Raw genomic sequence first — 17,125 nt, 5'->3', positions numbered from 1 at the left:
TCATGATCCGCCCCTTCAAGACGCTGGCCCTGGCACTTTCGGTGCTGGTCCTCTCCTCGGGATGCAACCTCTTCGACATTTCCGACACGGAAGGGACGCGCGGCCGCGGCGCGACGGCGTTCGACCCGTATGCGAGCTCCGCCTCCGGAGCCATCTCGCTGTCGCTGATGGCGTTCAAGGGCTGCGCGATTCTCCCCAGCGGAGAGCCGGTGACCAAGGGCGGGCTCGACCTGCCGCAGTACCCGGACGAGTGCCTCTTCCTCAATGACGGCTTCCCGCTGCCCGCGGCGACGCGGCCTCCGACGGCGCGGCTGACGGTGAGCCCGGGCCAGCTCTACTTCCTGCGCGAGTTCTCCGTCATGGACACCGTGCAGAACGTCCACGCGGACTACAACGACCGCCGCACGCCCGCCGCCTGGGCCCGCCTGCAGTCGGACTTCAAGGACCTGGACTGGTCGGGGCTGACCACGGGCCTGGATGACTGGGTCCTGCTGGAGCCCGGCGTGTTCCAGCGCGAGACGCTCTACGAGAACGCGGCGTGGATGATCTCGAACAACGACACGTTCCTGCTGGAGGTGCTCGACACCGACGGCAACGTGCGCGCCACGGAGACGTACCTGCGCACCGACTTCCTGTCGGAGAGCAGCTCCGCGGGCCGGACCCGGGTCAGCTTCAATGTCTCGGGACTCGCGCCGCCGCTCTTCCCGGACGACCCGGTGCCCAGGGTCGCGATGACGCGCGAGTCCATCGACTACGTCACGTCGGTGAAGGTGTCCTTCGCCAACTCGACCAACCCCTTCAAGTCCTTCGCGATGCCGCAGTTGACGGGTGAGGGCGTCATCCGCGTCACCTGGAGCCTGCTGCCCGGCAAGCCCTTCCACTTCCCCATCACCTTCGTCCCTGAATCGGATCGCCCCGCGACCTGCTTCGAGGTGGGGCCGGATGGGCTGCCCACCGACGTGCCGACGGCGTGCGGCTTCGGCCTCAACCAGACGCTGAAGCTGGCGCGTCCGCAGAATGGCCGCTTCCACCAGGCGGGAGAGAACATCGACTTCGTCGTGTCCCTTCAGGATGGCGACGGGCACGCGCTGCATCCGCGCGACTCCATGCCCTCCTTCCGGGAGTTCATGGGCGAGGACTCCAACGGCCTGTCCTACTTCAACAGCTACATGCTGGTGAACTGGCGGGACGGCAGCGCCACCGAGTCCGGCTACAAGGTGGTGGGCCCGCTCCAGGACCTCACCGTGGTGAACGGCTCGTACACGACGCCGTACTTCTCCTTCCCGAACGCGTCCGAGCCCGCGTACTACATTCACCCGGCCGCGGCCTTCCGCCCGGGCGGCCATGAGCACCGGCCCACGACGCGCTACACCGTGCCGCTGCCCGCGGACGCCAAGCCGGGCACCTACGCCATCCTCCTCAAGGGGCACCGCAACTACCTGGGCGAGCGGCTCAACCGCCTGGACCCCTTCTTCTTCCAGGTCGGGCAGGAGACGCCCACCACGTACCCCGGCCGCATCGGCAACTGCCAGGTGTGCCACAACGGGGCGAACTCGCTGAGCAACGTGCACCACGGCGTCTCGGTGGACCACGTGGAGACGTGCAAGGTGTGCCACTTCGATGAAACCGTGGGTCACTCCTCGGACTTCATGCACCGCATCCACATCAACTCGCGCAAGTACGCCCAGAACAAGGGTGACTGCACGGTGTGCCACCTGACGCGAGAGAGCGCCCTGCGCCCCAGCCTCATCGCCTGCGCGGGCTGCCACCCGGGCACGCACGGCAACGAGTACAAGTACCTCGAGTTCCAGAACCTCACGTCCCCGCCGAACATCTACGGGAACTGCGCCAACGCCTGCCACCTGGCGACGCCGCCGACCGAGCATGTGCTGCCCCCCCGGTGAACCCCATGCGTGACTTCGTGAAGGCCCGTTCCCTCGCCGCTGGCTTCCTGCTCGCGTCCGCCCTGGGCGGCTGCGCCAGCGACGCGCCGCCTCCCGTGGACACGGGGTCGGATGCGCCCATCGCGGACCTGCCCGAGCGGCAGGGCACCGTGTCCGGGTTGCTCTATGACCCGGAGGCGTTCTTCATCCACATGCTCACCTTCCCGACGGAGCCGGGACAGGAGGACATGGCGCCGCCGCCCGCCCTGTTCGATGGGATTCCGTACCTCGTGTTCTCCGCCATCCCCGGCGCGCAGGTGCGCTTGAGTGCGCCCGGCCTGCCGGACGTCTCCAGTGGCCCGTCCGCGTTCACCGGCCACTGGCAGGTCAACGGCGTGGCCGTGAGTGACGGCCTGCCGTACATCGCGCAGGCCATTCCTCCCGCGGAGGGCGTGACGCTCATCCCCGGCGCGCCGTTCCCGCTGCCGCCCGCGGACTACTTCCCCACGCGGACCCTGCGGCCCATCCAGGTGAACGTCACGGAGTGCAGCTCCCAGACGGCGCTGATGGTGGGCAACACGGGCGGGCTGGACGCGGTGGCCCAGTACCTGACGATGGAGGGCACCGAGACGACGGTCGCGGACCTGCTCGACCCGGCGAAGACGGGCGGCGTGGTGCTCTTCTGGGTGCACGCGCCCAGCTTCTATTACGACTACTTCCTCATCCCGCAGGACAGCGTGGCCGCCGAGTCGAGCGCGGGCCAGGTGATTCCGCTGATGTGGGCGCCGCCGGAGGGCTTCCCCGGCCAGTCGCCCATGGGCTTCTTCGCGATGCCGGGCCCGGTGAGCTTCCTGGGGTACTTCGCGCTCGTGCTGCCGCCGGGGCACACGGAGCCCGTGACGGTGAGCTTCACGGACGTCTACGAGCCGGAAGAGGGCGAGGAGCCGGGGCCCTTCGGTCCTCGGCCGCTGCCGATTCCGCCGGCCATCGTGGAGCCGCATCCGGGCGTGTCCGTGCAGCGCGTCTTCGCGTTCCCCAACATGGCGCCGCCGCCGCCGGACCCGCTCGAGGACCCGGGGCTCCCGCCCATGGACGAGAGCTGGCGCTGCGTGCCGCCGTTCCCGGAGGAGTAGCGTCGCCTCACTGCCCGGGGCCCACGAGCAGTCCACGGAAGCGCACCGTGGGCTGCCCGAAGGACACGGGCAGCGGGCCGTGGTCCAGCTTCCGGCAGCCGCGCGTGGCGAAGAGGTTCTTCGCATCCGCGCCCACCGCGTCGATGGCGGCCAGCGCGTCCAGCCCGTTGCCTCGGAGGATGCCGGGGCCCACGCGGCGGCCCGGGCGCCCATCCCGAATCTCGCGGGCCTCCACGATGTAGAAGCTGAAGTCCCCCGACAGCAGGTCCATCTGCCTGGGCAGCAGGTGTTGCACCAGCAGGCCGTGGGGGATGTCGGCCATCAACGCATCGAGGTGTCCCGCGTGCGGCTCCACGCGCGTGTGCGCCATGCGAGGGAGGGGCGGGTGCCGGTAGCTGACGCGCCGTCCGTGTCCATTGGGCGTGCGGCCCAGCGCCACCGCGCTGCGTGCGTCCAGCAGCGGTGCGTCCACGCGGCCTTCGCTGAGGAGTTTCACGGGTTGGGCGGCGTGGCCCTCGTCGTCCCAGGTGAAGCCGAGCGCGCCGTGTCCGTCCGTGGGGTCATCGGAGACGGTGACGTGCTCACCGGCCACGGCCTGCCCCAGCCGCCGGGCGAGGTAGGAGCCTCCCCGTGCGACGACGTCGCCTTCCAGGGGATGGCCGCAGACTTCGTGGAAGAAGCAGCCCGACGCGGCGCCCGGAGGAAAGACGACGGGCAGCACGCCGCGAGGGCAGGGGAAGATGGGCGAGGTGTCACGCAGCTCGCGCACCATGCCTTCGACGAGGGCTTCCAGCTCCGGCAGCGCGGCGCGCAGCTTCGCCCCGTCGGGCCAGGCGGCGCAGCGCCACAGCTCGGCGACGCCCGCGCCAGTGTCGTGGAAGGCCTTCACTTCGAGCACGGCGTACCGTTGCGCGTTCTCCCGGACATGCTCGGCGTTGGCCACCAGGGTGCGCCGGTCCACCTCGCGCAGCAGCACGTCCAGGTGCGCGGCGCCCGCGGTCCGCGCCGTCTCCACCAGCGCGCGGACGAGCGCGAGGGTGGGCTCCACGTCACTGGGCAGCGTGCTTCCGGTGTCGAGCAGGCGTTGGGCCGGAGCGTCCAGCTCGCTGGGGAGGATGCCGCGCCGCCACGTGGGACCCGCCACGGGGGACCACTTCCAGGACATGCCTTCCGGGCTGGCCTCGCCCATGGACCATCCCCGTTCGAGGACGGGTGCGATGACACGGGGCCCCGAGCGCTGGTGGAGGACCTCGGTGACTTCGCGTCGCTCCACGAACCCGTCCACGCGTGTGTCCTCCGACCGTCAGTGACTGCGGGTGTTCGACCGTACCGTGTGAGAGGAGGCCACCCGAGGTGCCTCGCTGGGAAGCATACGTCAGCGCGTGCGGTGTCCCACGCACGGAGGGCGAGACGGGGCACCCCACGCATGAACCAAGACCGGTATCCTCGGGTGGCGGCAGCGGAGGCAGGGCGGCTCATGGGATGGCGGTGCGCAAGGCTGAAGCACACCTCGCGAGCAATCCCGGCGCACTCCGAGAGGCGGCGGCAGAGGCAGGGTGTTGTTTCATGGGACGACGGAGCAGGCTGCCTGTGCGCGGGCTGGCGTTCAGTTCGCGAGCAGGAGCAGGCTTGGCGAACGTCGGCACGCGGCAGCAAAGGCAGGATGTTTCAGATGATGGCGGCGCGCTGCGCCTGTACGGGCTGGAGTTCATCGCGTGAGCCGCCGTGACGCATGTCGGGAGGCCGCAGCGGATACATGGCGGTTCCATGGGTGACGGCGCGCTGCGCCTGCACGGGCTGGCGTTCATCGCGTGAGCCGCCGTGGCGAATGTCGGGAGGCAGCAGCGGATGCAAGGCGGTTCCATGGGTGACGGCGCGCTGCGCCTACACTGGCTGGCGTTCAGCTCGCGAGCAGGAGCAGGCTTGGCGAACGTCGACACGCGGCAGCAAAGGCAGGATGTTTCAGCGGGTGACGGCGCGCCTGTACGGGCTGGAGTTCATCGCGTGAGCCGCCGTGACGCATGTCGGGAGGCAGCAGCGGATGCAAGGCGGTTCCATGGATGACGGCGCGCGGCGCCTGTGCGCGGGGTTGGAGCTCATCGCCTGGCTTGCGTCCGCCCGCGATGCGCTGGACGCCTTCACGCCTGAAGACGCTTCATTCCACGCGGAGCTGTTCCTCGGCGCGGAGCGCAGGCTGTCGCTCGAACATGATGCCAGCACCGGAGTCTCCACCCTGAATCAGGGTGAGTCCGCGGAAGCCACGGCACGCGTTGGCGCGAGCACCGGCCAGGGCGTGTTGACGGTCCCCATGGATGACGTGGGCGGCCTCTCACGGCTGCTCGAACAGGCCACGCGGCTCGCGACGCCCGGCCGCGCCCTGGTCCTTCCCTCCCTGCCCACTGAAGACGTGGAGCCGCCCACGGGCCCAGCCGCGCTTCAACCGGAAGCGGCCCGACGCCGGATGGCACACGTCATCCAGTCCGTCATTCCCAAGGGCATCGTGGTTCAGGCCGCTGTCCTCACCCAGTCCTCGACCTGGCGGGCCGCGGTCCGCGCCAACGGCATGCGCCGCGCTCGCACGGAGTGGCGAGAGGATCTCTTCGTGCGGTGCGAGACGCCCCGCGGCGCGGTGGTGGACGCGGTGTCGCTCCCGCCGGGCACGGACGACACGGTCTTCAATCCACTGCGGCTTCGTCTCGCGGAGGCGGTCGACGCGCTGTCAGGGCCCGTGGAACCGGTGGACCCAAGTCTCCCCCTGGTCCTGAGACCGGCGGTCGCCGCGCCCCTCGTCGCGGGCCTCATCTGGCTGTTGCGAGGCGACATCGCCGCAGCCACGCCCGCGCTGGCCCGGGCCGCGGGGCGCAAGGTGTTCCCCTCACTGCTGACCGTCGTGGACGACCCGAACGCTTCCGCCGGCACCCGCCGCGTGGACGTGGACGACGAAGGGGTTCCCACGGCAGCGCTGCCCCTGGTGGAGGAGGGGCGATTGCAAAGCTTCCTCCACGCGGCGGACACGGCGGCCCGGCTCGGTGCACCGCTCAACGGACGTGGGTTTCGCTCGGCGTCAGGCGTGCCCACCCCAGAGGCCGTGAATCCCTTCCTCGTGCCGGCCGCGGCCCTCGCATTGCCCGCGCACCACACCGAACTCGTGGCGCGCGTGGAGACCTTCACGACCATGTCTCGGCCCGGTGTCATCACGTTGGTGGCGGGGGGCTGGGAGGTGCGCGACGGCCACCGCGTGCGACGGGTGGCGCCGGTGGAGCTGGAGCTCCCGGTGTTGGAGACCTTTCGGGCCTTGCGCGGCGTGGGCTCGGACCTGACCTTCTTCCCCACCGCCGAGGGCTGTGGCACCCCGACGCTCGTCTTCCCTCCGCTGCTGGCGACCCGTCCGGGAGAGCAGGCGGGCAGGTGACGTCAACGCCCCCGAGGGGCCACGGGGGGCGTGTTGGTCGACGCCAGACCGCTTCCCCTGCGAGCAGGACGCGCGTGGGCCTTGAATCCGGTGCATGCTGCGCGCGCGGCGCCGGGCGGGTGGAGTGGAGCCCGAGAGGCCCAGGGTACGGCGTCACGGGAGGACATGGATGTCGGGTCAGTCGCTGGCGGCGAAGATGTTGGAGGGCGCGCGGGAATGGGCCAAACGGCTGCCGTCCGCCCTCTCCAATGACATGGCGGTGGACGTGGGCCGCAAGCGCGTGCGCCTGTCGCATGCGCGCGTGGAGACGGTGGTTCGCCAGTTGCTGGGCCGGTTGAAGAATTTCGAACTGCGGCAATGGTCCGCGCGCCCGGAAGTCTACGACGTGCGCTTCTCGGTCCATGGCTGGAAGCTGCGCGTGGAGACGGCGCTGGAGCGCGTGGAGCTCGCGTCGGGGCGCTACCGGCTGTGGCTGAGGACGCCGGGCGTGGTGGAGCTGGAGGAATCCCGGACGGCCTCGTCATTGATGATGGGCGTGCTGCGCGCGGGGGCGGGCCGGGCGGCGATGCGCGTGCTGGCCGAACGCCTGCTCCCTCCTGGCCTCCGTTGGGACGGCCAGGTGCTCCAGGTGGAAGGCCCCCTGCCCGAGGAGGGCCTGCTACCCGCTCGGCTCTTCGACTCGGCTTCCCTGGCCATGACGGCGGACCATCAGGAGGAGGGCCTCTGGCTGGCCGCGGAAGCCTGGCCCGGGCTGATGGACCTGCTCCAGGTGGTGTTCGGAACGGAACTGCCGCGCACGCCCCCGAGCCTCTAGACGACCCGCCAGGAGGCCCCCTTGGGGCCTGCTCCCCGCCCCTCCGGCGAGGAAAGCGACGCGGCTCCGTCCAGGATATTGCCCTTCAGGACCCTCCCCGAAGCCGCTGGACGCACCCACATTGGGTGGGAATCCGGCGGTGTCCCGAGGCGCAGTCGAGGCGCCAAGGGGCCGGAATTCTTCGATTAGACATCGCGTTTCCTTCACGCGGCGAACAGCCGGTGGAGATTGGGGACTTTCCACATTCGACATGGGCCCCTCGACAGGCTAGAGGCTACCTGTCCCGTGTTTGGGGCAGTCAGCGGCCTCGCGCCGCACGCAGAAAGAAGAAGAGAATATGGCAACTGGCTCCGTGAAGTGGTTCAACGACGCGAAGGGCTTCGGTTTCATCGCCCAGGACGACGGGGGACCTGACGTGTTCTGCCACCACACCGCAATCCAGACCGATGGATTCCGCACGCTGGCAGAGGGCCAGAAGGTGGAGTTCGAGACTCGGAAGGGCCCCAAGGGCCTCCAGGCCGAGAACGTCCGCGTCGTTGGCTGAGAGCTCAGCTCCAGCACGCACCAGCCCGGCCTCCTCGCGTGCGAGGCCGGGCTTTTGTTTTCCTCTCCTCTTAAGGAGGCGCAATGCAAGGAAGATCCACGAAGCGTCAGAAGGAGCAGGCGCGCAAGCAGCACCAGCAGGAGAAGGACGCCAAGCGGGAGGAGCGCAAGAAGGTGAAGTCTGAGCGCGGACCGCGCCAGCCCGGAGATGTCGATCCCGACATCGCGGACATCGTCCCTGGTCCGCAGCCGCCGCTGGAGTACTGAACTCCCGCGAAGTGCAGCCCAGGGCTCGCCACGCACAGTGGGGCGCCCGGGGCACCCCTTCCGGGAAGGCACCGACGCCCCCCGGGAGGACGCAGTATCTGTCTCCCCCGAGCGCTCCAGGTGAAACCCACCCTGGATTCAGACGCCGGGAGGCACGCGCGAGCGCCCCCCCTTCATCCTCAAGGTTCCAGGGTGCGGACGACTTCCGCGCGGGTGATGTGGTCCAGCCGGAAGTGGCGCCGTTCCCCGGTCGTGACGTCCTCGCCGTCCACGCGCGTCTCGTGCCGGTTCATGATGACCGACATGACGCGCACGTCCCGCACCGTCTCGATGTAGTTGCTGTCGACGTAGGTGATGCGCAGCGGCTGCTGCTCGAACCACGCGCGCTCCAGCGCCTCCCGGACGGACTTCTTGCTCGGCAGCGCCGGCACGCCAATGAACGTCAGCTCCCGAAGCCGCGTGAGCAGCTCCCGCTGGGCGGACGTGGACAGCGCGGCGCGCACCTTGTCCAACGCGGACTCCAACGTGCCCGTGAAGGGCAGCAGCCGCATGTCGATGGCGAAGCGCCCCAGCGCGACGATGAGCGCCGCCTCGCGTGCGGTGAAGTTCACCGGCGGCAGCGTGTAGCTCCGGTCCAACGCATAGCCGCCTCCGCGTCCGCGCTCCGCCGAGACGGGCAGTGACGTGGCCCGCAGGGAATCCAGGTCGCGGTAGATGGTCCGCACGGTGACGGCGAACCGCTCGGCGAGCACCTCCGCGGTGACGCCGGTGCGGCGGCCCCGGAGGTATTCCGCGAGGGCGAAGAGACGCTCGGTGCGCTGCATGGTGAGGAAACCTGACATACCACTGTCACCCCCCACCCCCAAAATGACCTGATGCCTCCCGAGCAACGCGCCTTGCATCCCATGCCGCGAGCGGCTTGCATCGCGCGCGTTCGCGGTACGCACGCCCGGAGGGTCTCCATGGAGGACGAGTGGCTCTGGGGCTGGGACGCCACGCCGGGCATCGTCTCCGTGTGGGCGGAGCCCGACGGCCGCGCCTACGTGTGGCGTCGCATCCCGAAGACGGGTGAGCTCGTGCGCGAGGACGTGCGGTTCCGCCCGTGGCTGTTGCTCGCGTCGCTGGAGGACCTGGCGCACCTGGGCTCGCGGCTGCGGCCGGAGTCGGAAGGGGCCTCGCGCTACCAGGTGACGTGGCAGGAACTCGAAGGGCCTGGGGCGCTGCGCTACCTGGTCCGCGGGGATGACGGCAGGGCGCTGGCCAGCGCGGTGCTGGAGGGCGCCTCGCGCCGGCTGGGCCGTCCCGTGGGGCACATGAAGGAGCTGGGTGCGAACGCGTCGCTCATGCTTCCTCCCGAGGAGCAGTACCTCGTGACGTCGGGCCGCACGTACTTCCGCGACCTCGCCTTCGACGAGCTGCGCCGCATGCAGTTCGACCTGGAGACCACCGGTCTGGACCCGGCGCACCACCGCGTCTTCCTGGTGGCGCTGCGCAGCCCGGACGGGGAGACGGAGACGCTCGAGGCGCAGGGGGATGATGACTCGGCGGAGGCGGACCTGCTGTACCACCTGGTGGAGCGGGTGCGGGCGTGGGACCCCGACGTCATCGAGAACCACAACCTGCACGGCTTCGACCTGCCGTTCCTCGCCCGGCGCGCCAAACACCTGGGCGTGTCGCTGGCCCTGGGCCGCGGAGGCGCACCCGGCCTGCGCCACCGGCCCTCCGCGCGAGGCGCCGCGTTGGGACGGCCCGTGCCCGGCGCGCCTCCGGATGCGATGCGCCGCGCCCGCTACACGGTGCCAGGCCGCGAGCTCATCGACACGCTGGACGCGGTGCTGCGGCACGACTTCTCCACGCGCGACTTGCCGGGCCATGGCCTCAAGGCCGTCGCCAGACACCTGGGACTGGCGGGGCCGGAGCGTGAGCACATCCCCGGGGCCCGCGTGTACGAGGTGTTCCGCACGGACCCCGCGCGGGTGCGGCGCTACGCCAAGGACGACGTGACGGAGGCGGCGGGGCTCGCGAGGCTCCTCGGCGGGGCGGCCTTCGCGCTCGCGCGGATGGCGCCGCGCCGCTACGAACGGCTCGCGGACGCGGGGGCCGCCACCGGCGTGTTGGACCCGCTGCTCGTCCGGGCGTACCTGCGCCAGGGTGCCGCGTTGCCCGCGCACGAAGAAGGGGACGGCACCTCGCACAGCGGCGCGGCGCTGCACCTGTTCGCCTCCGGCGTGGCGCGGCGCATCGTGAAGGCGGACGTCGCCAGCCTGTATCCCTCGCTGATGCGTCAGTATCGCATCGGCCCGAAGCGGGACCGGCTGGGCGTGCTGCTCGCGCTGGTGGACCGGCTGGTGGACCAGCGGCTGGCGGCGAAGGGGCGGGCGCGCGCGGCGGCCGCGGGCTCACCCGAGCGCTTCACGAACGAGGCCCTGTCCGCGGCGATGAAACTCGTCGTGAACTCCGCCTATGGCTATCTGGGCGCGGTGGGGCTCACGCGCTTCTCGGACGTGCACGCGGCCAACGAGGTGACGCGTCAGGGCCGCGCGGTGCTGGGCCTGCTGTGCCGGGAGCTCGCGCGCCGGGGCGTCACGCTGCTGGAGGCGGACACGGACGGTGTGTACTTCTCCGTGCCGGAAGGCTGGGAAGAGGTGGACGAGCGCCGCGTCGTCTCGGAGGTCGCCGCGCTCCTGCCGCCCCGGGTGCGGCTGGAGTTCGACGGGCGCTACGCCGCGATGCTGTCGCACGAACCGAAGAATTACGCCCTCCAGCCCTATGCCGGTCCGCTGGTGCTGCGCGGCGTGGCCTTCCGCTCCAGCCGCGCGGAGCCCTTTGGCGAGGCCTTCCTGCGGCGCGCGTTGAGCTGCCTGCTCGCGGGCGACGTCCAGGGCATCCGCGACGTGTACGTCTCCACGGTGATGGCGCTGCGCCGCCGGCAGGTGCCCACGCCGGAGGTCTGCGCCCAGGTCCGCCTGACGAAGACGCGCGCGCAGTACCTCGCCATCCGCTCGCGCCGCCGCGAGCTGCCCTACGAGGCGATGCTGGCGAACGGGCAGCAGGACTGGCCCATGGGGGAGCAGGTCCGCGTCTACCGCGCGACGGGAAGCCGGGCGGGGCTGCTGCCCATGCCGGAGGCGGACGACGCGGCCGCGTCCTGGCCGCGCGACTACGACGTCGAATACTACGTGCGCCTGCTGCGGGAGACGTTCGCCGCCAGACTGGTACGCGCGCTGGCGCCGGGAGACTTCAGGACCGTGTTCGACGACCCGGGCCAGCCCTCGCTCTTCACGCCCTCGCTGGCGGACGCGAAGCCCATCCTCACGGTGCTCACGGCGCCCGAGGAGCCGGAGCCTTCAGCGTAGAGGACCCGCTGCTCCGGCGCGTCCGTGGCGCACCGGAGCGGCGGGGCACGGCTCACGGCGTGCCGGTGGAGGGCTCCACGGCCGCATGGGCCGGCGGCGGCATGGACTGCGGCGCCAGGGCGGAGCGCTGCAGCCAGCCCGCGAGCCCCAGCAGCACGAGCCCGGAGGTGCGCAGCGTGCGCAGCAGCTCCTGGTTCTGCGCCGCGTCGCCGGGCAGCAGCGATGCCATCCACACGCGGGCGTCGTAGAAGAGCCACATGGCACCGGAGATGCCCATGGCCCACCACACCCAGGCCAGCTTGCCGCCGCGCAGCATGTACGCCACGCTCAGGATGGGGGCCACCAGCAGGATGGTCGTCATGTCGGCCAGCGTCGAGGCGAGGCTGATGACGGCGGACATGGTGGCGATGCTGGAGCCGCCCAGGTGCCGGACCTCGGTGGCGAGCACGGGCAGGCCCACGGCCAGCGCGGCCACGGCCGTGACGGCCCACAGCGCGTTGCTTCGCGCGGTGGAGGGCGGCTGGAGGCCGGACTGACGGTACGTCATCGCCAGCAGGATGAGCGCGTACGTCGTGGCCACGTTCGCCAGCACCACGACGACCATGCGGTAGGGCAGCAGCGGTGACTGCGTGAAGGGCACGTCCGGGACGGCGTGCAGCCAGTAGCTGCGCAGCGCGGTGCTGACCAGCGACAGGAACGCGCCCGCGGCGAGCCCGCCCCACACCTTGCGCAGATAGTCACCGGACTCGAACGAGCGCGCCGCGGCGAAGGTGCCGAACACGGCCAGCAGGCCGCTGCTCCATCCGGCGACGTCATGCACGAGCTGGAGCCGGGGGGGCTCGCCCAACGCGGCGGCGGCCGCGAACGCGTGCGCGAGCTGGAGCACCAGCACGGCCGCGAACCAGGGGACGATGCTGCCCGCGGTCCGATTCGACGAGGAAGCGGTCATCGCAACTTCTCCAGGGAGGCGGAAATCTCCGCGAGGATGACCTTCGCGTGGAGGGCCCCGATGAAAGTGTTCAGCATGGGCTTGAGGCCTTCGAGCAACTGCGGAAGGTCTTCCCGCTTGAGCTGTTCAGGGGGCCGCTTCAGGGTCCGCAGCGCGGCGGTCTGGATGGCCATCTTCGCGGTGAAGCCGCCGAGGAGCGGTTCCAGGTGTCGCACGAGGGTGTCGTGCCAACCGGCGGGGGAGGTCTGGGAGGACGAAGGAAGAATCGCGCCACCTCCTGGTGGATACCTGCAGCGTAGGCAGAAACCGCCCGGTAGACGAGGGCCCCCTTGTAGATTGGCCCCAAGCTGTCTGGGTTTACCCGGAGAGCCTGGAGTTGAACGACTCACGGCGCAAAGCCATTTCGCGGCGACCAAGCAGGTTGCCGGCCCTCCGAAACTTTGGCAATCGGGGAGGGCAAGGCGCCGTAGTGGCTCCGTCATTCGACGAGTCGTCACGTCATCCAGGGGAGGTCCGATGAGAAAAGTATTCGGAGCGGTAGCACTGGCCGCGTTCACCGGCTGCGCGACCACGCAGGAAGCCCAGAAGCCGGAGACGCCGCCCGCCGTGGAGACGGCGAAGGTGGAGGCTCCCGCGGAGCCGCAGTCGAAGCTCCAGGTGCCCGTGGACTACTACAAGCTCGACAACGGGCTGAAGGTGGTCCTCTCCCGCGACAGCTCGGCGCCCAAGGCCGTGGTCGCCGTCTATTACAACATCGGCTTCCGCATCGAGCCGAAGGACCGCACCGGGTTCGCGCACCTGTTCGAGCACATGATGTTCCAGGGCTCGACGAACCTCGGGAAGATGGAGTTCATCCGCCTCATCCAGAAGAACGGCGGCGTGCTCAACGGCTCCACGCGCTTCGACTTCACCAACTACTTCGAGGTCGTCCCCTCCAACGCGCTGGAGCCCATCCTCTGGGCGGAAGCCGACCGCATGCGCGGCCTGGATGTGACGGAGGAGAACCTGAAGAACCAGCAGGGCGTGGTGACCAACGAGGTGAAGGTCAACGTCCTCAACCAGCCCTATGGCGGCTTCCCGTGGCTGGACATGCCGCAGGTGGCCAACAGCAACTGGTACAACGCCCACAACTTCTACGGCGACCTGAAGGACCTGGAGGCCGCGTCGCTGGAGGACGTGCGCAACTTCTTCAAGACGTACTACGCCCCCAGCAACGCCGCGCTGGTCGTCGTCGGTGACTTCGAGCCGGAGCAGGCGAAGGGCTGGATCCAGAAGTACTTCGGCCCGCTGCCCACGGTGGCGCAGCCGTCGAAGCCGGACATCTCCGAGCCCCGCCAGACGAAGGAGAAGCGGCACGACAAGCAGGACAAGCTGGCCCAGCGCCCGGCGCTCGCCGTGGGCTACCACATGCCCGACGTGGGCACGCCCGAGTACTTCGCCATGGCGCTGGTCGACGAGGTGCTGCTGCGCGGCAACGACAGCGCCCTCTACCAGCAGCTCGTGCAGAAGAAGGGCCTGACGGGCGACATCGCGGGCGGGGTGAACCAACTGGGCAACCACTGGAACTACAACGGCCCCATGCAGTGGACGGCCTACCTGTTCCACGACACGGACACCACGACGGATGCCATCCTGAAGGAGTTCGATGGCGTGGTGGCGCAGCTTCAGAGCCAGCCCATCGACGCGGCGACCCTGGAGCGCGCGCGGGTGAAGGCGCGCTCGCGCCTGTACGGGCAGTTGGAGGGCTTCCTCGGCTTCGGCCGCGCGGACCTGCTGGCCTCCTTCGCGCTCTTCTTCGACGACCCGGCGCGCATCAACCGGCTGGAGTCCGAGCTGATGAAGGTGACGCCGGAGCTCATCCAGAAGACGGCCCGGGAGTACCTCCGCAAAGAGAACCGCACGGTGTTGACGGTGACGCCCGCCGCGGCGACCGCCTCCAAGACGCAGGCCCCCTGAGGACATGCACCCAATGACCACGCACACGATTCGCACCCGCCTTGTCGCGCCCGCGCTGATGGTGCTCGGGATGCTGTCCGCCCCCGCCTTCGCGTCTGCTCCTGCTCCGGCGCCCGCCCGGCAGCCGCCGCCGGCCGCCGCGGCGCCCAAGCCCTTCAAGGTCCCCGTCCGCACGGAGTTCAAGCTCGACAACGGGCTGGAAGTCTCGCTGCTGCCCTATGGCGACATGCCGAAGGTCGCCCTCCAGCTCGTCGTCGACACGGGCAACATCCATGAGAAGGCCACGGAGACGTGGCTGGGGGACCTGACCGGCAAGCTGCTGTCGGAAGGCACCACCACCCGCTCCGCCGAGCAGATTGCCCAGTCCGCCGCCAGCCTGGGTGGCTCGCTCAACATCGGCACGACGATGGACCAGACCTTCGTCGGTCTGGAGGTCCTCTCCGAGTCGGCGCCGGACGCGGTGGCCCTCATCGCGGACGTCATCCAGAACCCCGCCTTCCCGTCCGCGGAGGTCGACCGCGTCAAGGGCGACCTGGTGCGGGAGATGGCCATCTACAAGAGCCAGCCGGGCATCCTCGCCGACGAGCGGCTGCTCCAGTCGCTCTACGGTGACCACCCGTATGGCCGCTACTTCCCGCCGGAGGCGCAGCTCAAGGGCTACACGGCGGAGGCCGTGCGCGCGCACTACGACGCGAACGTGGGCGCGGCCCGGGCGCGGCTCTACGTCGTCGGCCGGTTCGAGCCGGCGCAGGTGGAGAAGGCCATCCGGGACGCGTTCACCGGCTGGAAGGCCGGCCCGGCGCGGCTGCAGAACCTGCCCAAGCAGAAGGTGGCGAAGGCGCTGCAGTTCATCGACCGCCCCGGTTCGGTGCAGTCCACGGTGCGCGTCGCGGTGAAGGCCCTGCCGCCCTCCAGCCAGGACTACGTCAAGCAGACGGTGCTCAACACGCTGCTCGGCGGCTACTTCAGCTCGCGCATCACCGCCAACATCCGCGAGGCGAAGGGCTACACGTATTCGCCGTACAGCGAGGTGTCCACGCACCTGGAAGACGCCTACTGGGTGCAGAACGCGGACGTGACGACGGCCGTCACGGGTGAGTCGCTGAAGGAAATCCTCAGCGAGGTGGCCACGCTGCGCAAGACGCCGCCTCCCGCCGAGGAGCTGAGCGCCGTCCAGAGCTACCTGGCGGGCTCCTTCCTGCTCCAGAACTCGTCGCGCAGCGGCATCATCAACCAGCTCCGCTTCGTGGACCTGCACGGCCTGCCGGACTCCTACCTGCAGAACTACGTGCAGTCGGTGATGGCCGTCACGCCGGCCGACGTGCAGAAGCTGGCCGCGAAGATGCTGACCCGTGAGGCGATGACCTTCATCGTCGTGGGCGACCAGAAGGCGGTCTCGCCGCAGTTGAAGGTCGTGTCCCCCGCGCTGAAGTGATGCGGGGAGGAGGCGGAGGCCATCCTGGGCCTCCGCCTTCCTTCGTGGGTTGCAGCTCCTGCATGTGCATGGGCACAAGCCGCTGTCTGGAGGATTGAGCGCCCAGGTGCGCCATGCCTTGATGCACGGCCATGTCCCTGCTTCAGAAACTGCTCGATGAAGGCTCGCTCCACCCGCACTGCGGCACCGCCGCGCAGCGGGCCGCGCTCAAGGCGAAACTGACGACCTCGGGGGCCCCGGAGGTGATTCCCGGAGACCTGAAGCTCTCCGAGGGAGACGACCGCGTCCTCGATGCGTCCCGCGTGGTGGTGAAGGGCAACCTCGTCCTGGAGGACCAGTCCCGCCTGCTCGTCGCGGGGGACCTGGAGGTGGAGGGCAACATCATCCACGAGGGGTTCGACTACGCGCTGCTCTTCACGGGGGGCGCGCTCTCCGCGCGGAACCTGCTCTTCCATGGCGAGCTGGTGTCGCTGGGCCCCATCACCGTGCAGGACGTGGCGTGGACCTACTACAACGACTACTCAACCTACGCGGATTCTCTGAAGGCGAGAATCGTCGTAGCGGATGACCGCTTCGACGCGTTGGATGCCGTGCAGGCGGCGCATCACTTCCAGGGACACCCCAGCGCCACGGTGGCGGCGCTGTCGAAGCTGCTGGTCCCGGACGTGCTGACGGATGGCGGCGGGTCCTACCGAGAAGTCGCGAAGCGCCTTCTTCGCGGGCAAGGACTGCTTCGCTGAAGGGCTTTGGCGTGGCGCATGGTTTCGTTAGCGTGCGCGCACCAGGGCTCCTCCTGGTCCGTGGTTGGAGCAAGCATGTCGAAGACGTCGAACGAGAGCGCGGTGGCGGCAGCCATCGAGCGGCTCAAGGCCTTGGCGGAGGAAGTCGAGGACCTGTCGGTGGAGTTCTCCGCGCCCGTGACGGCCGCCGAGGTGGCGAAGCTCGAGACGAAGTTCAAGCTGAAGCTGCCTCCCAGCTACGTGCACTTCATCAGCACCCATGGCGTCTTCAAGGTGCTGCACGGCGGGCGGGAGCTCATCGGCATGGAGGAGCCGGGCTTCCTGCGCGCGGCGGCGCCGGACCCGTCGGACGCGGTGGACGGGGAAGAGTCCGAGGTGGAAGAGGCCATCAATGAGGCGCTGTTCTTCCAGCGCGCGGACGACGACGCGGTGGACAACTTCTGGTGCTTCAACCCGCGTGACGTCACCCCGGAAGGCGAGATGGGCGTCGTGGGCTACTACCACGACGAGGTCTTCGGGCTTCCCAAGCTCCTGGGCACGGAGAACGCCAATCGCTTCCAGGCGTTCTCGGAGCACATCGTCGAGGTCATCGACGATCTCATCGAGAACTTCGCGGAGCAGTAGCGGCCTGTCGTCG

16 protein-coding genes are annotated in these 17,125 nt (G+C 69.7%); 11 read left to right on the top strand and 5 right to left on the bottom strand.

All coding sequences use genetic code 11. The features are described from left to right. The first annotated feature begins 2 nt into the window (after positions 1–2). A complete protein-coding gene (locus A176_RS26060; RefSeq protein ID WP_002639330.1) occupies positions 3–1,904 on the top strand; it encodes a hypothetical protein in 1,902 nt (633 codons plus the stop codon). A 5-nt stretch (positions 1,905–1,909) separates the two neighbouring features. Continuing rightward, the gene (locus tag A176_RS26055) at positions 1,910–3,016 is read left to right on the top strand and encodes a hypothetical protein (RefSeq protein WP_144429622.1); all 1,107 of its coding nucleotides are present in this window, start codon (positions 1,910–1,912) and stop codon (positions 3,014–3,016) included. A gap of 7 nt (positions 3,017–3,023) precedes the next feature. Here the strand turns inward: A176_RS26055 and A176_RS26050 are convergent, their stop codons facing one another. Both A176_RS26050 and A176_RS26045 read right to left on the bottom strand, forming a co-directional pair. Continuing rightward, positions 3,024–4,301 (bottom strand): TldD/PmbA family protein, encoded by a 1,278-nt coding sequence (locus A176_RS26050; protein WP_002639328.1) that lies wholly within the window; start codon positions 4,299–4,301, stop codon positions 3,024–3,026. Between the two features lie 383 nt (positions 4,302–4,684). After that, positions 4,685–4,870, bottom strand: a complete 186-nt coding sequence (locus A176_RS26045) for a hypothetical protein (protein WP_044889415.1) — start codon at positions 4,868–4,870, stop codon at positions 4,685–4,687. A 187-nt stretch (positions 4,871–5,057) separates the two neighbouring features. Between A176_RS26045 and A176_RS26040 the strand changes: the two genes are divergently transcribed. The 4 genes from A176_RS26040 to A176_RS26025 all read left to right on the top strand — a co-directional run bounded on the left by A176_RS26040 (position 5,058) and on the right by A176_RS26025 (position 8,052). Then, positions 5,058–6,428, top strand: a complete 1,371-nt coding sequence (locus A176_RS26040; protein ID WP_002639325.1) for a metallopeptidase TldD-related protein — start codon at positions 5,058–5,060, stop codon at positions 6,426–6,428. A 169-nt stretch (positions 6,429–6,597) separates the two neighbouring features. After that, entirely contained in the window at positions 6,598–7,242 is a 645-nt protein-coding gene (locus A176_RS26035; protein ID WP_002639324.1) for a hypothetical protein, read from the top strand. A gap of 337 nt (positions 7,243–7,579) precedes the next feature. Then, positions 7,580–7,786 (top strand): cold-shock protein, encoded by a 207-nt coding sequence (locus A176_RS26030; protein WP_002639323.1) that lies wholly within the window; start codon positions 7,580–7,582, stop codon positions 7,784–7,786. Between the two features lie 83 nt (positions 7,787–7,869). Then, entirely contained in the window at positions 7,870–8,052 is a 183-nt protein-coding gene (locus A176_RS26025) for a hypothetical protein (protein ID WP_002639322.1), read from the top strand. Positions 8,053–8,231: 179 nt separating this feature from the next. Here the strand turns inward: A176_RS26025 and A176_RS26020 are convergent, their stop codons facing one another. Beyond that, positions 8,232–8,876: a helix-turn-helix transcriptional regulator gene (locus A176_RS26020; RefSeq protein WP_044889495.1), complete on the bottom strand. Its 645-nt coding sequence runs from the start codon at positions 8,874–8,876 to the stop codon at positions 8,232–8,234. A gap of 138 nt (positions 8,877–9,014) precedes the next feature. On the opposite strand from A176_RS26020, the gene A176_RS26015 reads away from it, so the two are divergent. Then, complete coding sequence (locus tag A176_RS26015; protein WP_002639320.1) at positions 9,015–11,408, top strand: ribonuclease H-like domain-containing protein; 2,394 nt, start codon at positions 9,015–9,017, stop codon at positions 11,406–11,408. Positions 11,409–11,460: 52 nt separating this feature from the next. On the opposite strand, the gene A176_RS26010 is transcribed toward A176_RS26015, so the two are convergent. Both A176_RS26010 and A176_RS26005 read right to left on the bottom strand, forming a co-directional pair. Next, positions 11,461–12,357 carry a hypothetical protein gene (locus A176_RS26010; protein WP_002639319.1) on the bottom strand — a complete coding sequence of 299 codons (897 nt, stop codon included), beginning with the start codon at positions 12,355–12,357 and terminating at the stop codon, positions 11,461–11,463. Beyond that, entirely contained in the window at positions 12,354–12,572 is a 219-nt protein-coding gene (locus A176_RS26005; RefSeq protein WP_002639318.1) for a hypothetical protein, read from the bottom strand. Before A176_RS26005 ends, A176_RS26010 begins: the two co-directional genes overlap by 4 nt. Positions 12,573–12,873: 301 nt before the next feature. Between A176_RS26005 and A176_RS26000 the strand changes: the two genes are divergently transcribed. The 4 genes from A176_RS26000 to A176_RS25985 all read left to right on the top strand — a co-directional run bounded on the left by A176_RS26000 (position 12,874) and on the right by A176_RS25985 (position 17,112). After that, entirely contained in the window at positions 12,874–14,313 is a 1,440-nt protein-coding gene (locus A176_RS26000) for a M16 family metallopeptidase (protein WP_002639317.1), read from the top strand. Positions 14,314–14,326: 13 nt separating this feature from the next. Further along, positions 14,327–15,748, top strand: a complete 1,422-nt coding sequence (locus tag A176_RS25995; RefSeq protein WP_002639316.1) for a M16 family metallopeptidase — start codon at positions 14,327–14,329, stop codon at positions 15,746–15,748. Between the two features lie 131 nt (positions 15,749–15,879). After that, positions 15,880–16,488, top strand: coding sequence for a hypothetical protein (locus A176_RS25990; RefSeq protein WP_002639315.1), 609 nt, complete (start codon positions 15,880–15,882; stop codon positions 16,486–16,488). 75 nt (positions 16,489–16,563) lie between these two features. Continuing rightward, entirely contained in the window at positions 16,564–17,112 is a 549-nt protein-coding gene (locus tag A176_RS25985) for an SMI1/KNR4 family protein (protein WP_002639314.1), read from the top strand. The last annotated feature ends 13 nt before the right edge of the window (positions 17,113–17,125 follow it).

The sequence above is a fragment of the Myxococcus hansupus genome (assembly GCF_000280925.3).
GTDB lineage: Bacteria > Myxococcota > Myxococcia > Myxococcales > Myxococcaceae > Myxococcus > Myxococcus hansupus.
Note: the sequence above shows the minus strand (reverse complement) of the source record. Positions and strands in the feature narration are given on the sequence as shown.

Coding starts and splice junctions, on each gene's coding strand:
- A176_RS26030 (WP_002639323.1), top strand. CDS start 7,580: ATGGCAACTGGCTCCGTGAAGTGGTTCAACGACGCGAAGGGCTTCGGT.
- A176_RS26040 (WP_002639325.1), top strand. CDS start 5,058: ATGCAAGGCGGTTCCATGGATGACGGCGCGCGGCGCCTGTGCGCGGGG.
- A176_RS26020 (WP_044889495.1), bottom strand. CDS start 8,876: ATGCAGCGCACCGAGCGTCTCTTCGCCCTCGCGGAATACCTCCGGGGC.
- A176_RS26060 (WP_002639330.1), top strand. CDS start 3: ATGATCCGCCCCTTCAAGACGCTGGCCCTGGCACTTTCGGTGCTGGTC.
- A176_RS26035 (WP_002639324.1), top strand. CDS start 6,598: ATGTCGGGTCAGTCGCTGGCGGCGAAGATGTTGGAGGGCGCGCGGGAA.
- A176_RS25985 (WP_002639314.1), top strand. CDS start 16,564: ATGTCGAAGACGTCGAACGAGAGCGCGGTGGCGGCAGCCATCGAGCGG.
- A176_RS26025 (WP_002639322.1), top strand. CDS start 7,870: ATGCAAGGAAGATCCACGAAGCGTCAGAAGGAGCAGGCGCGCAAGCAG.
- A176_RS26000 (WP_002639317.1), top strand. CDS start 12,874: ATGAGAAAAGTATTCGGAGCGGTAGCACTGGCCGCGTTCACCGGCTGC.
- A176_RS25990 (WP_002639315.1), top strand. CDS start 15,880: ATGTCCCTGCTTCAGAAACTGCTCGATGAAGGCTCGCTCCACCCGCAC.
- A176_RS25995 (WP_002639316.1), top strand. CDS start 14,327: ATGACCACGCACACGATTCGCACCCGCCTTGTCGCGCCCGCGCTGATG.
- A176_RS26055 (WP_144429622.1), top strand. CDS start 1,910: ATGCGTGACTTCGTGAAGGCCCGTTCCCTCGCCGCTGGCTTCCTGCTC.
- A176_RS26015 (WP_002639320.1), top strand. CDS start 9,015: ATGGAGGACGAGTGGCTCTGGGGCTGGGACGCCACGCCGGGCATCGTC.
- A176_RS26010 (WP_002639319.1), bottom strand. CDS start 12,357: ATGACCGCTTCCTCGTCGAATCGGACCGCGGGCAGCATCGTCCCCTGG.